This is a genomic window from Paraburkholderia sediminicola (assembly GCF_046027355.1).
GTDB classification, from domain to species: Bacteria; Pseudomonadota; Gammaproteobacteria; order Burkholderiales; family Burkholderiaceae; genus Paraburkholderia; species Paraburkholderia sediminicola_B.
This window is the reverse complement of sequence record NZ_JAQQEK010000002.1, coordinates 284,853-298,678: the sequence shown is the minus strand read 5'-3', so window position 1 is coordinate 298,678 and position 13,826 is coordinate 284,853. Positions and strand designations below refer to the sequence as shown.

Sequence of the window (13,826 nt, the reverse complement as noted above, 5' to 3'; positions counted from 1 at the left end):
TGCAAGGCGCGCCATTTCAGTTCCTGCCGGTGCACGCCATGACGTGCGCCGCGTTCGTCACTCGGAGTGTGATTACTCCGCCACCACCCCATTCAACGGCGCGGTCTGCCGCGCGCTCTCACGCGCCTCATCGCTGCAACGCTGATGTTCGCGCGAAAGCTTGCGCATCAACGGCAACAGCAGAACCGCCACCAGAGCACCCACTGCCGCGAGCCAGCCCAAGCCGGTAAACAGCTTCGTATAAAGCGGCAACGATTCCAGCGGATCCATATCGCCCGCCGGCATCTGCGCAAAATTCGCGACCACGCTGCCCAGATATTGCGACACGCCGGTCGCCACGAAGTAAGCGCCCATCATGAAACCGCTCATGCGCGCCGGTACGTAGCGCGCGATCATGGCGAGTCCCAGACCGCTCACCAGCAACTCGCCGAGCGAATACAGCCCGTAGCCGCCCACCATGAACCACGACGAGACGCGTCCGTTCACCGCGTAGTTACCGCTCGCCGCGTAGACGAAGAAGCCGGCCGCGACCACCGCGAAACCGAACGCATACTTCACCGCAACCGGCACGTCCTTGCCGCTGTTCGCGAGCTTCGTATACAGCAGCGCGAGCAGCGGGCTCAGCAACATGATCCAGATCGGGTTGAGCGCCTGGAACTGCGCGGCGCTCCAGGTGAACCACGTCTGGCCGAACAGAATGAAACGCGGATCGACGTTGCGCAACGCGAACAGCGTGAGCGACGTCGACATCTGCACGTAGAACACGAAGAACAGAATCACTTGCGCGGTCAGGATCAGCGCGGCGACCAGACCCGAGCGCTCCGAGCGTTCGCACTTCACCAGCATGTAGCCGAAGATCGCCAGAATCGCGACGCCCGCCGTGTACACGCAGGCCACCGCGATCGCCTTGTGCTGCAGCACGAACATGGTCGCCGCGCCGAGCGCAAGGCCACCCAGCGCGACCGCGCCGACGCGCTTCCAGCGCACCGGTTCGGCGTCCGGCGCGGAGCCGATATGCGCGAGCGTGCGGAACATGATGAAGTAGTTCAGCACCGACAGCAGCATCCCCGCGCAGCAGACGGCAAAGGCCGTATGCCAGCCCCAGTGGTCCTTGATCCACGGCGTGGCGAGCATCGACACCGTCGAGCCGATGTTGACCGCCATGTAGTAGATCGTGAACGCGCTGTCGATGCGCGCGTCGTCGCCTTCATAGATACGGCGCACGAGATTCGCGGCGTTGGCCTTGAAGAGACCGTTGCCGACCACGATCACGCCGAGCGACGCGTACATATAGGCGAGCTGGTCATTGGGCAGCGCCAGCATGAAATAGCCGACGGACAGCACGCCGGCGCCGAAGATCATCGTGCGGCGCGCGCCGAGAATCTTGTCGCCGATCCAGCCGCCGATCGACGGCGACGCATACACCAGCGCCGTGAATGCGCCCCATGTCAGCGTGGCGTGGCTGTCGGTGAATTGCAGCTTGTCGATCATGAACAGCACGAGCAGCGCGGCCATGCCGTAATAGCCGAAGCGCTCCCACATCTCGATCAGGAAGACCGTCGAAAACGAACGGGTCTGCGAGACGCGTGCGCCAGGCGGATTGGATGAATGCATCATGTACCTCTTGTTCAAACGGTTGCGGCGTCGCGCGAACTGGGCCGCGCGGCGCGTGAAACGGAATCTGGAAAGACAGTTGGCGAAGCGTGTGCGTCACCGGTGCAAATAGCCACCATGCGGACACAGCGCGGGCACAGCGCGTAGGCGCGCTCATCCGCGCGCTAGAGCGCCAAACCAGCAGATAAACCAGGGGATGGGATCGAGGCCCGCCTCGCGAAACGCCTCGCAGGAAGTCCCCTTCGGGGACACTGCGCCACACCGGGCTCGGACTCCGGCACGCGGAGCGGGCTCAATGATAAAGCATCGCGACAAACGGGAACTCCGACGCCGACAGAGAGCGGCGTTGCCACGCGGCGGCAGGCAGAAAGCCCGCGGCGGGAAAAATCGGCAGTGATGGTCATGTCCTTACGCCGGCTGCCGTTCGGTTGGAACGTGCCGGACAGTGCTCCGCCGCGCAGGATCGCTGCGGGCGGAATGATAAACAGCGGCCCGGATTCGCGTGTGGTGTGCACACGCGCGCCCTTCCGCAAGCGGGGCTGATTCTGCAAACAGAAGCATCCTGAGTCACTCAGGGAATTCACTGATCCCGCGTCAATAACCTGTCCTTACACGCCATACGCCTTGGCCGCACCGGCGCTTGCCGCCGAAAATAGTCTTTTGTGTCATACCTTTAATCCTCCCGATACTCATATTGCATAAAGCGGTTAGCGGCGGGCAATACTGCAGCCGTTACCGCGTTTGTTTCCTATTTCTCGAAATAACCGGCCAATTTGGCTGGGATTAGATTCGGTTCTGGCAACATAGAGCGTTGTCTCGAAATGTGGTCTCTCACAGCACCGGGGCTAAAAAGACCCGAAGCCCGGCCTGGACGCAATCAAACCATATTTACTTATATCAAACAAATTTTGACGGGCTAATTTCCTCCTGCTATGGTCACGACAATTCAAAAAAGCAATCCGGCACTAGAAATCGGCAGCAAGATCCGCGCGCTGCGCCAACGGCTCAAGCGCACGCTGGATGACACGGCAACCGCGGCGGGGATTTCCAAGCCGTTTTTGTCGCAAGTCGAGCGCGGGCTGGCGTCACCGTCCATCACTTCGTTGGCCGGTATCGCCCACGCACTCGGGGTCACGGTGCAGTATTTCGTCGATACGCCCAGCGAGGAACGCTGCGTGAGCCGGGGCGATCAGTTGAAGTTTTTCGGTTTTGCGGACTCGGCCAATCTGTTTGCGCGGCTGACCAACGTGACGGGCGGCCGTCAGCTCGAAGCGATCCTCGTGAGGATGCCGCCCGGGCAGAAACGCTCTGAAGTCACCACGCATGCCGGTGAAGAGTTTGTTTATGTGATCGACGGCGAAGTGTCGTTGACGCTGGAAGGCAAGACGTTCGTGTTGCACGCGGGAGACAGCGCGCATTACGAATCGACGGTGCCGCACAGCTGGGTGAACACCGCGCGCATCGAGTCGGTGGTCGTCTGGGTGGGCACACCAAGACTGTTCTAAAGAGCAGGCACCTTATCCGGTCAAGCCGGCGAGGGATTGCCTGCATTACGCAATGTAAGGAATCCTGCATGTCGCGCTACCACCACGAGCAACAAGGGCCGCCCTGGCCCGAGCAACGCAGCTAAACCGGCGCCCTGGCGCCAGCGCGTTTCTCTCTCGACCTTTCCTGCGATCTCAACCGATGAAAACCCCGTTCGTCTACACGACGGCGCTGGCCGCGCTCGTCCTCACGTTTGCCCCTTCCGCATTCGCCGTCACGGTGCCGCCTGGCGTCACGCTCGCCGCCAGCCAGGAGATGACCCGCCAGGTGCCGGGCGAAACCGAATCGCTCGACCCCGCGCATATCGAATCATGGACCGGCAACACGATCGGCCTCGACCTGTTCGAAGGTCTGACGCGCATGGACGCGAGCGGCGCGATCGTGCCGGGCGTCGCGGAATCGTGGTCGCGTAGCGGACCGAATACATGGGTTTTCAAGCTGCGTCACGATGCGCGCTGGAGCAACGGCCAGCCGGTCACCGCGGCCGACTTCGTCTACTCGTGGCAACGCGTGCTCGATCCGAAGACGGGTTCGAAATACACGGTGCTGGTCGAATTCGTGAAAAACGCCAAGGCGATTCTCGCCGGCAAGGCGCCGTTGACGAGCCTCGGCGTGCGCGCCGTCGATCCGTACACGCTCGAAGTCACCACCGAGGTGCCCGCCACGTTTTTCCCGCAGCTGACGGCCATGGCGACGATGACCCCGGTCAATCGCGCGGTCGTGACGAAGTTCGGCGGCGACTGGACCCGTCCGGGCAACTTCGTGGGCAACGGCCCGTATGCGCTGACCGACTGGCAGCCGAGCAATCGCCTCGTGGCCACCAAAAGCCCGACGTACTGGAATAACGGCAAGGTCGTGATTTCGAAAGTGACCTACCTGCCGATCGAAAACGACGAAACGGCGATGCGCATGTATCAGGCCGGCCAGTTCGACTACACGTATTCCATTCCGTCAGGCGTCTATGCGCAAGTCAGCAAACAGTTCGGTTCCGAACTGAAAACCGGTCTGCAGATCGCCACGTACTACTACAGCCTGAACAACGACGACCCGGCCTTCAAGGACAAGCGCGTCCGCCAGGCGCTCGCGATGGTGCTGGACCGCGACCTGCTGACCAAGCGTCTGACGGCCGACGGCGAAGTGCCGATGTACGGCCTGATTGCCAAGGGCACCGAAGGCTCGGGCGTCTTCACGCCGGAGTGGACGAGCTGGCCGATGCCCAAGCGCATCGACTACGCGCGCAACCTGCTGAAGACCGCGGGCTATTCGGACGCGAAGCCGCTGACGTTCACGCTCACCTACAACACCAACGACCTGCACAAGAAGGTCGCGCTGTTCGCCACGTCGGAATGGCGCACCAAGCTCGGCGTGACCGCCAAGCTCGAAAACGTCGAATACAAGGTGCTGCTCAAGCAACGCCACGACGGCAAGGTGCAGGCCTCGCGCGACGGCTGGTTCGTCGACTATAACGACGCCAACTCGTTTTTCGATCTGATCCGCTGCAACAGCGTGCAGAACGACCAGCACTATTGCAACCCGCAAGTCGACAAGCTGATCGACGAAGGCAACCAGCAACTCGACGACGCGAAGCGCACCGCGTTGTTCACGCAGGCGCACGATCTGGCCATGAACGACTACCCCGTGGTATCGCTCTTCCAGTATTCGGCCGACCGGCTGGTCAAGTCGTACGTGGGCGGCTATAAGCCGACCAACTACCTCGACATGCGCGCCACGCAAGACATGTATCTCACCAAGCACTAAACGCGGGAGCACCGTCATGCTGGCCTATACGCTGCGCCGCACGCTCTGGGCGATCCCGACGATTCTCGCCGTGATCACCGCGTGCTATCTGCTGCTGCATCTCACCCCGGGCGGCCCGTTCGACACCGAGAAACAACTCTCGGCAGCCGTGCTGGCGAACCTGAACGCCAAGTATCACCTCGACGAACCGTTGTGGCTGCAGTACCTCCACTACCTCGGCTCGCTGCTGCACGGCGACCTCGGGCCGTCGTTCCGCTACGCCGACTGGTCGGTCAACGACCTGGTGTGGAAGGCGCTGCCGGTCAGTCTCGGCGTGGGCGGCGTGTCGGTGCCGATCGCGCTCGTGATCGGCGTCGCGCTCGGCACGGTGGCCGCGGTGCGGCGCGACCGTTTCGTCGATCACTTCGTGATGGTGCTCGGCAATATCGGCAACGTGGTGCCGCCCTTCGTGCTGGGCCCGGTGCTCGTGTGGATCTTCGCGATCCTGCTGAAGACCTCGGAAGGACATGGCTGGCTGCCGGCCGGCGGCTGGGGCGACGGCGAGTGGCGCTATCGCGTGCTGCCGATCGTCCTGCTCACCATCATCAACGTCGCCGCGATTGCCCGCGTGATGCGCGGCAGCATGATCGAAGTGCTGTCGGGCAACTTCATTCGCACGGCACGCGCCAAGGGTTTGCCGGGCCGCACGATCGTCTTGCGTCACGCGATGAAGCCCGCGCTGATGCCGGTCGTGTCGCTGCTCGGCTCGATCTGCATCTCGTCGATTACCGCGGCAGTGGTGACCGAATCGGTGTTCGCGCTGCCGGGCCTTGGCCAACTGGTCGTCAACGGCGCGATCAATCGCGACTACACCCTCGTGCTCGGCCTCGTCGTGCTGACGACCGCTGTCGCCGTGCTGTTCAATCTGCTGGTCGACCTCGCGTACGCTTGGCTCGATCCGCGCATCCGGTACTGATCCATGCCCCGCTCAATTCAATCGACTGCCGCGGCGCTCGATCCGCTCGCGGCCATCTCGAAGGCGCCGCGCTCACGCGGCCCGCTCGCCACCGCCGCGTGGCGCTTCGTGCGCAATCGTGCCGCTTTTACCGGCTTCGTCGTGCTGATGCTGATCGTGATCGCCTGCGTGGCGGGTCCGTGGCTGCTGCCGAACGGCCCGATCGATAGCGACTGGAGCGCGATCAGCCTGCCGCCCACTTTGCAGAACATGCACTGGTTCGGCACCGACGAACTCGGCCGCGATCTGCTCGCGCGCACGCTGCAAGGCGGGCGCGTGTCGCTCGAAGTCGGTCTGCTCGGCACGCTGGTGTCGGGGTTGATCGGCGTCGCGTACGGCGCGACCGCGGGCTATCTCGGCGGACGCGTCGACGCGGTGATGATGCGCATCGTCGACATGATGTACGCGATTCCCTACATGCTGATCGCCATCCTGATGATGACGATGTTCGGCCGCGCCTTCTATCTCGTCGTGCTCACCATCAGCGCATTTTCGTGGCTCGATATGGCGCGCGTGGTGCGCGGCCAGACGCTGTCGCTGCGCTCGCGCGAATTCATCGACGCCGCGAAAGCGATCGGCGTGAGTTCGCGTTTGATCATCGCGCGTCACATCGTGCCGAATCTGTTCGGCGTGGTCGTGGTGTATGCGAGCGTGACGGTGCCGAATATCGTGCTGACGGAATCGGTGTTGTCGTTTCTCGGCCTCGGCGTGCAGGAGCCGATGACGAGCTGGGGCGTGCTGATTCAGGACGGCGCGCAGAAGCTCGAATCGATGCCTTGGCTGCTCCTGTGCCCGGCCGTGATGCTGTGCGTGACGCTGTATTGCGTGAATTTCGTCGGCGATGGTTTGCGCGACGCATTCGATCCGAAGGACCGTTGACATGCCGCTACTCGAAGTCAAAGACCTCAGCGTGCGCTTTACGCGCCGCGAAGGCGCACCCGTCGACGCGGTGCAAGGCGTGTCGTTTGCGCTCGAGGCGGGCCGCACGCTCGGCATCGTCGGTGAATCGGGCTCAGGCAAGAGTCAGACCGTGATGGCGTTGCTGGGCCTCCTGGCCGGCAACGGCAAGGTGTCGGGCGCCGCGACCTATCGCGGCGAGAACCTGCTGACCATGAACGAAGCGGCGCTGAACAAGATTCGCGGCGACCGTATCGGCATGATCTTTCAGGACCCGATGACCTCGCTCAATCCGTTCCTGACGATCGAACGGCAGATGACCGAGACGCTGCAATTGCATCGCAAGATGTCGCGCCGCGAAGCGCGCCGCCGCGCGATCGAAACGCTCGAATCGGTGCGCATTCCCGATGCCGCGCGGCGTATTAACATGTACCCCCACGAGTTTTCCGGCGGCATGCGCCAACGCGTGATGATCGCGATGGCGCTGCTCTCCGAGCCCGAAATCCTGATCGCCGACGAACCCACCACCGCGCTCGACGTCACCGTGCAGGCGCAGATCATCGAACTGCTGCGCGAACTGAATCGCGAACGCGGCACGGCGATCATTCTGATCACGCACGACATGGGCGTCGTGGCCGGCCTGTGCGACGACGTGATGGTGATGTACGCCGGCCAGACCGTCGAGCAGGCGAGCGCCGCCGCGCTATTCGCCGCGCCGACGCATCCGTACACGCTCGGTCTTTTGAACGCGCTGCCGCGTCTGACCGACGATGACGACGACCGTCCGCTGCAAACCATTCCGGGCAATCCGCCACTGCCCGGTGAAGTCGGCGCGGGCTGCGCGTTCGCGCCGCGCTGCGGGTATTGCACCGACCGTTGCCGTGAATCGCGGCCGGCCCTTTCCGCTGCCGCTGGCCACGCCGACGCGCTGCGCGCGTGCCATCGGCCGGTCGGGGAAATTCTCGAGGCACAACACGTATGAACACCACTCCTCTTGCAAACCAGGACGCGGCGACGCTCTTGCGCGTCGACAATCTCAAGGTGCAATTCGGCGTGCCGCGCGGCGGCTTTCCGTGGTCCGGCAAAGCGACGCTGCGCGCGGTGGACGGCGTGTCGTTCAACGTGCGGCGCGGCGAAACCGTGGGCCTCGTCGGCGAATCGGGTTGCGGCAAGTCGACGCTCGCGCGCGCAATCATCGGACTCGCGCCGGTGGCGAGCGGCAGCGTACGCTGGCTCGGCGACGAAACCGTGCTGCCGGGCGCGCGCCGCGATACCTCGCGTTTGCGTCGCGACGTGCAGATGATTTTCCAGGACCCGCTCGCCTCGCTCGACCCGCGCATGACGATCGAACAGATCGTCGCCGAGCCGTTGATGACGCACGGTCAGGACGTCGCGCGTGCCGACGTGCAGCGGCGCGTGCTGACCATGCTCGAACGCGTCGGCCTGAACGCGCAGCATCTGCGCCGTTATCCGCACGAGTTTTCCGGCGGCCAGTGTCAGCGCGTCGGCATTGCGCGCGCGCTGATCGGCGAACCGCAACTGGTGATCTGCGACGAGCCGGTGTCCGCGCTCGACGTGTCGATCCAGGCGCAGATCGTCAATCTGTTGCGCGATCTGCAACGCGAACTGTCGCTCTCCTTGCTATTCGTCGCGCATGATCTGGCCGTCGTCAAAGCAATCAGCCACCGCGTGCTGGTGATGTATCTGGGACGTGTGATGGAGTTCGGCGACAAGCGCGAGGTGTACGGCACGCCCCGCCATCCGTATACGCGGGCGTTGCTCTCGGCCGTGCCGGTGCCCGATCCGGTCGTGGAGCGCGCGCGCCGTCATCTGCTGTTGCGCGGCGAGATTGCCTCGCCGCTCAGTCCGCCTTCCGGTTGCGCGTTTCGCACGCGCTGCCCGGATGCGATTGAAGCCTGCGCGAAGGAGATTCCGCAGCCCATCACGCATGGCGCCAAGGCGACACGCGTCGCTTGTATTCGCGTGGGAGACACCGCGAAATAAATGCCCTCGGGGCATCGCTAAAGCAAAGAACCTGAGAAGTTAAAACCGTATTCCCGGCGCGGCGGGCCGTCGCGCCGTTGGATTCGTTCGTCCTGCCAACCGCGGGAGGAACGATAAGCGTGGACTGGCTAACCGCCAGCCAAAGATTCACCACAATAATCAGAGACGTACTCAATGAAAGATAACCGATCAAAAAACCGGTCAAAAAAAACCGGAGCAGCAACGTTCTTTTACTGCGCATTCACGCTTCCCGCACTGACACTCGCCGCTAACGCGTATGCCGACGACGGCGTCACGGAGCCCACCTCCGAGGCGTCTAAAACTCAAACGCTCGCGCAAACGTTGTCGTCCCCCGCGCAACTCGCGCAAACCACGCCGACGCAGCAAAACGATACGTCCGGCAAGCGACGCGCGGAGCAAGGCGGCCAGGTGCGCAACGACCAGCCCGACACCACCAACGCCATCGTCAACGCCGAAGCCAGTCAGACGGTCACGCCGCCCGCGCCGCTGTCGAGCCAGGCGGCGAGCAAGGGATTCATCGCCGACAGTCATCTGAATCTGCAGTTTCGCAACTACTCCGATTACTTCCAGGCGCCCAACACGATCTACCGTCACGCGTGGGTCCAGGGCGTGCAGGCCAACTATGAATCCGGCTACACGCAAGGGCTGGTCGGCTTCGGCGTCGATGCCTCGCTGTTCGGCGCGCTCAAGCTCGACGGCGGCAACGGCGCGGGCAACATGGTGCACGTGGGCAAGGACGGCGGCGGTTCGGAGCAGCTCGCGTGGGCTTACCCCGGCATGTACGACATCAAGGGACGCATTTCGGAAACGGTCGTGAAGTACGGTTTGCAGATCGTCACCAACCCGTTCCTCGAACCGCACGACAATCGCGCGCTGCCGCCGACCTTCCTCGGCGTCTCGATGGTCAGCAACGATCTCGCGCACACCGAGCTCCAGGCCGGCAGCTTCACCAAAGTCGACGCGCGCGGTCACACGAACCTGAGCAATCTCACCACCTCGTACGGCGGCACGCGTATCGATCGCCTCACTTATGTGGGTGGCACGTGGCACTACGCGAAGAACGGCGAGATGGCCCTGTATGTCGATCAGGCCGACGACGTCTGGCGTCAGTACTACGGCTCGGTCGCGCAGTCGTTCGGCGATCCGACCACCATCAAGTGGAGCGGCCTCGCGAACATCTACTCGACGCACGACACCGGCGCGTCGCGTCAGGGGCACATCAACAGCAATGCCTACAGCGTGTCGGTCTCCGCGCAGCACGGCCCGCATGCACTGCTGCTCGGCTACCAGCAGGTGCTCGGCGACCAGTTCTTCGACTACGTCAACGAGACCAACGGTATCTACCTGACCAACTCGATGGACGTAGACTACAACGCGCCGCACGAGCAGTCGCTCCAATTGCGCTATACGTTCGACGGCAAATACGCCGGCGTGCCGGGGCTCAAAGCAATGTTCTGGGGGCAATACGGCTGGGGCGCGGATGCATCGGCGGGCGCGGCGGAGAATGCCTCGCCTTCGGCGCCGCTGCATGATCTGTACTGGAAGAACGGTGAACCGGTGCATGGCCATCACCACGAGTTCGGCTTCATTCCGAGCTACACGCTGCAAAGCGGACGCTTCAAGGACACGAAGATCACGTTCATCGCGATGTGGCACAACAGCCAGTACCACTACTCGGATGGCAACAACATGGAATACCGGCTGGTGGTGAATGTGCCAGTAAAGGTGTTCTAAGCGCTTCCAGGTGATTCGGGGCGGCGCGGTTTGCGCGCCGCCTCGGTGATCGCGCTTGCGCTCAGCCCGTGATCCGTTCAGTCGTCATCGCGCGCGACAAGCCGTGCATTGGCCGGCGCAACGCGACATCGAACGGATTGGTTTGCGGGCCGATCGCATCGGCCTGCCGCCGCAGCAATTCGACCACCATCGGCAGGCGGTCGTCGCCGAGACGCGCGGCCAGCGTGCCGACACTCAATGCCGCCACCGCCACGCCGGTGCGATCTAGAATCGGCACCGCCACGCCCGCCATGCCGTCGAGCACGCCGCTATTGCGCCCCGCGTAACCCAACTGGCGCACGCGTTCGATCTCGGTGCGCAAATACACTTCGTCGAGCACGCCGTAGCCGCGAATGCGCGGCACGTTGAAGCGGATGATCTCCTCGCGCTCCGCCTCGGGCAAAAACGCGAGAATCGCCAGACTGCCCTGCCCGACACCCAACGCCACGCGCCCGCCGATATCGCCGGTGAACGAGCGGATCGGAAACGGCCCTTCGCAGATGTCGAGGCACACTGCGTCGAAACTGCTTTTGACGAGCAGAAAGATCGTGTCGCCGAGACTCGCGCACAAGCGCAGCAGCGCGGGACGGCACAGCGTGCGCATGCCGCTCGGATTGCCGGCCTGCGCCGCGAGCGCAAAGAAATCGACGCTCAGCCGGTACAGCTTGGAGTTCTCATCCTGTTCGACGATGCCCTCCGCGATCAACGCATGCAGGATGCGGTGCACGGTGCCCTGCGTCAGCCCGACTGCTTTAGCGAGACGCGTGACGCGTCCGCCGTCGGGCTGCGCTTCGGACAATGCGCGGATTACCGCGAACGCGCGTTCCAGCATGCCGGGGCCAGGCGCGCCGCCCGCCTCGTCGGCGGCGGCTGAGTCGGTATCTCGTTTGGCGGCAGCATTCATCTTAATGGCCCATGATTATTTCACTGATCGGAACACTATAAAGTGTTTTATCCGCAAGTGGAATCCTGACAGATTTCGCAAATGAAGACGTTGCGCCAATGATTCATAGGGATTTTCCGGACATCATGCAGCGGAACACTTGCCATCGGTTCCATGGAATATCTTCCGCCAAATGGAATTTTTTCTATTCTTATACCGGCAAACGGAATTTGAAATTGACTGACGGTAATTTGGCTAGCTAGAGTCGGCGTCATCGAGGCAGTAGTCGATTGAACCGGTGTCGAACCATCCAAAGGCCAGATCATGTCGTTCCTCACACTCACGGACGTAACGAAATCGTTCGGCGATCTGCAAGCAGTCGCCGACGTGAACCTGTCGGTGGAAAAAGGCGAGTTCGTTTCGTTGCTCGGGCCGTCCGGCTGCGGCAAGACCACCACCTTGCAGATGATCGCGGGCTTCGTCGAGACGACCCGCGGACGCATCACGCTCGACGGCCGCGACATCACGCACATGAAACCGAACAAGCGCGGCCTCGGCATCGTGTTCCAGAGCTACGCGCTGTTTCCGCACATGAGCGTCGCCGACAACGTCGGCTTCGGGCTGGAGATGCGCAACATCGACAAGGCCGAGCGCAAGGAGCGCATCCGCGAAGCGCTGTCGCTGGTGCGCCTCGACACGCTCGCGCACCGCTTTCCGCGTGAACTCTCCGGCGGTCAGCGTCAACGTGTGGCGATTGCCCGCGCCATCGTGATCGCGCCGCCGGTGCTGCTGCTCGACGAACCGATGTCCAATCTCGACGCCAAGCTGCGCGAAGACATGCAGTTCGAACTGCGCGGCATTCAACGCAAGATCGGCACGACCACCATCATGGTGACGCACGATCAATCCGAAGCGCTGTCGATCAGCGATCGCGTGGTGGTGATGGAAGCCGGCCGCATCACGCAGATCGACACGCCGTACGAAGCGTATGAGCGCCCGGAAAATCGCTTCGTCTCGCAGTTCATCGGCAAGGCCAACATGCTGCCCGGCACCGTGGTGGCACGCGACGGCGACGCGATCCGCATCGACCTCGGCCACGATCTCGCCGAGACGGGACACACGGCGCAGTTGCCGGCGCGCGAGCGCGTGGTCGGCGTCGGCGACGCGGTGACCTTGTGCATCCGCCCGGAAAAGCTGCGCCTGTGCGCACCGAACGCGGGACGTGTGCCGGCCACGGTGACAAGCCGCTTCTTCCTCGGCAGCCAATGGCTGTACCGATTGGACAGCCGGCTCGGCGAAGTGCTGGTGTGCTGCCAGAACGAAGGCACGGAGCCGCTTGCCGAAGGCGCGACGGTCGGCGTCGACTGGAACAGCGAGGCGATCCGCTTCATTCAACGGGACGCGCATCATGGCTAGCACGCTGCCCGCCGCCGACGACCGCGACATGAAATCCGGCCACGCCCGCCGCGCGCCCTTCCATGCGTTTTTGCCGCTCTGGCTGATGTGCGCGCCGGCTTTTCTGCTGTTCGTGGCGCTCGTGCTGGTGCCGCTTCTGATGACGCTGGTGCTGACCTTCTATCGCTTCGATCCGGCCAGCGGCCCGATCGCTGCGTTCCAGTTCGGCAATTACGCGGAAGTGCTGAGCTCGTCGTATTACCACACCATCTTTCTGCGCACCTTCGGCATTGCGTTTCTGGTGACGCTGCTGTGCATCGTGATCGGCACGCCGGAAGCGTATGTCCTGTCGCGCATGCGCGATCCGTATCGCTCGATGTTCCTGCTGGTGATTCTCGCGCCGCTGCTCGTTTCGGTGGTGGTGCGGGCGTTCGGCTGGAGCATGCTGCTCAACACCAACGGCCTCGTAAACCAGGCGTTCGGTCTGGTCGGACTCGGGCCGTACAAACTCGAGTACACCACCTTCGCGATCGTCATTGCACTTGTGCACGTGATGCTGCCGTTCATGGTGATTCCGGTGTGGACGGCATTGCAGAAGCTCGACCCGCAAACGGAAAACGCCGCGCTGTCGCTGATGGCGTCGCCGGCGACCACGCTGCGCCGCATCGTCTTGCCGCAACTGACGCCGGGCATTCTGTCGGGCAGCCTGATGGTGTTCGGTTTGTCGGCGAGCGCCTTCGCGATCCCCGGCCTGCTCGGCGGACGACGCCTGAAGGTCGCCGCCACTGCGGTCTACGACGAATTCCTCGGCTCGCTGAACTGGCCGCTCGGCGCGACCATCGCGCTCCTTTTGCTGGTCGCGAATCTGATCGTGATGCTCACGTACTACCGGGTTCTGGAACGCAGGTACACCAGAAGCCTCGGCTAATTCATCGGCTCACA

General features: G+C 63.1%; 12 protein-coding genes. 9 read left to right on the top strand and 3 right to left on the bottom strand.

Going from position 1 to position 13,826, the window contains the following annotated elements; genetic code table 11:
* Window positions 1–72: 72 nt before the first annotated feature.
* Window positions 73–1,614, bottom strand: coding sequence for a peptide MFS transporter (locus tag PQR42_RS04590; protein ID WP_408383025.1), 1,542 nt, complete (start codon window positions 1,612–1,614; stop codon window positions 73–75).
* Between the two features lie 932 nt (window positions 1,615–2,546).
* Here PQR42_RS04590 and PQR42_RS04585 point away from each other — a divergent pair.
* From PQR42_RS04585 to PQR42_RS04555, 7 genes are all read left to right on the top strand, one after another.
* Window positions 2,547–3,119, top strand: coding sequence for a cupin domain-containing protein (locus PQR42_RS04585; RefSeq protein WP_408205054.1), 573 nt, complete (start codon window positions 2,547–2,549; stop codon window positions 3,117–3,119).
* A gap of 181 nt (window positions 3,120–3,300) precedes the next feature.
* Window positions 3,301–4,917 (top strand): peptide ABC transporter substrate-binding protein, encoded by a 1,617-nt coding sequence (locus PQR42_RS04580; protein ID WP_408205053.1) that lies wholly within the window; start codon window positions 3,301–3,303, stop codon window positions 4,915–4,917.
* Between the two features lie 16 nt (window positions 4,918–4,933).
* Complete coding sequence (locus PQR42_RS04575; RefSeq protein ID WP_408205052.1) at window positions 4,934–5,872, top strand: ABC transporter permease subunit; 939 nt, start codon at window positions 4,934–4,936, stop codon at window positions 5,870–5,872.
* Window positions 5,873–5,875: 3 nt separating this feature from the next.
* The gene (locus PQR42_RS04570) at window positions 5,876–6,790 is read left to right on the top strand and encodes an ABC transporter permease (protein ID WP_408205051.1); all 915 of its coding nucleotides are present in this window, start codon (window positions 5,876–5,878) and stop codon (window positions 6,788–6,790) included.
* Between the two features lies 1 nt (window position 6,791).
* Window positions 6,792–7,790, top strand: coding sequence for an ABC transporter ATP-binding protein (locus tag PQR42_RS04565; RefSeq protein WP_408205050.1), 999 nt, complete (start codon window positions 6,792–6,794; stop codon window positions 7,788–7,790).
* Window positions 7,787–8,812: an ABC transporter ATP-binding protein gene (locus PQR42_RS04560; protein ID WP_408382710.1), complete on the top strand. Its 1,026-nt coding sequence runs from the start codon at window positions 7,787–7,789 to the stop codon at window positions 8,810–8,812. The genes PQR42_RS04565 and PQR42_RS04560 overlap by 4 nt, the downstream gene beginning before the upstream one ends.
* 174 nt (window positions 8,813–8,986) lie before the next feature.
* Entirely contained in the window at window positions 8,987–10,567 is a 1,581-nt protein-coding gene (locus PQR42_RS04555; RefSeq protein WP_408205048.1) for an OprD family outer membrane porin, read from the top strand.
* A gap of 61 nt (window positions 10,568–10,628) precedes the next feature.
* Here the strand turns inward: PQR42_RS04555 and PQR42_RS04550 are convergent, their stop codons facing one another.
* Window positions 10,629–11,510 carry an IclR family transcriptional regulator gene (locus tag PQR42_RS04550; protein WP_408205047.1) on the bottom strand — a complete coding sequence of 294 codons (882 nt, stop codon included), beginning with the start codon at window positions 11,508–11,510 and terminating at the stop codon, window positions 10,629–10,631.
* Between the two features lie 47 nt (window positions 11,511–11,557).
* The gene (locus tag PQR42_RS04545; RefSeq protein ID WP_408382708.1) at window positions 11,558–11,815 is read right to left on the bottom strand and encodes a hypothetical protein; all 258 of its coding nucleotides are present in this window, start codon (window positions 11,813–11,815) and stop codon (window positions 11,558–11,560) included.
* Here PQR42_RS04545 and PQR42_RS04540 point away from each other — a divergent pair.
* Window positions 11,814–12,905 (top strand): ABC transporter ATP-binding protein, encoded by a 1,092-nt coding sequence (locus PQR42_RS04540; protein ID WP_408205046.1) that lies wholly within the window; start codon window positions 11,814–11,816, stop codon window positions 12,903–12,905. The genes PQR42_RS04545 and PQR42_RS04540 overlap by 2 nt on opposite strands.
* Window positions 12,898–13,812, top strand: coding sequence for an ABC transporter permease (locus PQR42_RS04535; protein WP_408382706.1), 915 nt, complete (start codon window positions 12,898–12,900; stop codon window positions 13,810–13,812). The genes PQR42_RS04540 and PQR42_RS04535 overlap by 8 nt, the downstream gene beginning before the upstream one ends.
* The last annotated feature ends 14 nt before the right edge of the window (window positions 13,813–13,826 follow it).

What these genes read in the sequence shown, in the direction of transcription:
- PQR42_RS04590 (WP_408383025.1), bottom strand. Translation starts at nt 1,614, where the DNA reads ATGCATTCATCCAATCCGCCTGGCGCACGCGTCTCGCAGACCCGTTCG.
- PQR42_RS04585 (WP_408205054.1), top strand. Translation starts at nt 2,547, where the DNA reads ATGGTCACGACAATTCAAAAAAGCAATCCGGCACTAGAAATCGGCAGC.
- PQR42_RS04580 (WP_408205053.1), top strand. Translation starts at nt 3,301, where the DNA reads ATGAAAACCCCGTTCGTCTACACGACGGCGCTGGCCGCGCTCGTCCTC.
- PQR42_RS04575 (WP_408205052.1), top strand. Translation starts at nt 4,934, where the DNA reads ATGCTGGCCTATACGCTGCGCCGCACGCTCTGGGCGATCCCGACGATT.
- PQR42_RS04570 (WP_408205051.1), top strand. Translation starts at nt 5,876, where the DNA reads ATGCCCCGCTCAATTCAATCGACTGCCGCGGCGCTCGATCCGCTCGCG.
- PQR42_RS04565 (WP_408205050.1), top strand. Translation starts at nt 6,792, where the DNA reads ATGCCGCTACTCGAAGTCAAAGACCTCAGCGTGCGCTTTACGCGCCGC.
- PQR42_RS04560 (WP_408382710.1), top strand. Translation starts at nt 7,787, where the DNA reads ATGAACACCACTCCTCTTGCAAACCAGGACGCGGCGACGCTCTTGCGC.
- PQR42_RS04555 (WP_408205048.1), top strand. Translation starts at nt 8,987, where the DNA reads ATGAAAGATAACCGATCAAAAAACCGGTCAAAAAAAACCGGAGCAGCA.
- PQR42_RS04550 (WP_408205047.1), bottom strand. Translation starts at nt 11,510, where the DNA reads ATGAATGCTGCCGCCAAACGAGATACCGACTCAGCCGCCGCCGACGAG.
- PQR42_RS04540 (WP_408205046.1), top strand. Translation starts at nt 11,814, where the DNA reads ATGTCGTTCCTCACACTCACGGACGTAACGAAATCGTTCGGCGATCTG.
- PQR42_RS04545 (WP_408382708.1), bottom strand. Translation starts at nt 11,815, where the DNA reads ATGATCTGGCCTTTGGATGGTTCGACACCGGTTCAATCGACTACTGCC.
- PQR42_RS04535 (WP_408382706.1), top strand. Translation starts at nt 12,898, where the DNA reads ATGGCTAGCACGCTGCCCGCCGCCGACGACCGCGACATGAAATCCGGC.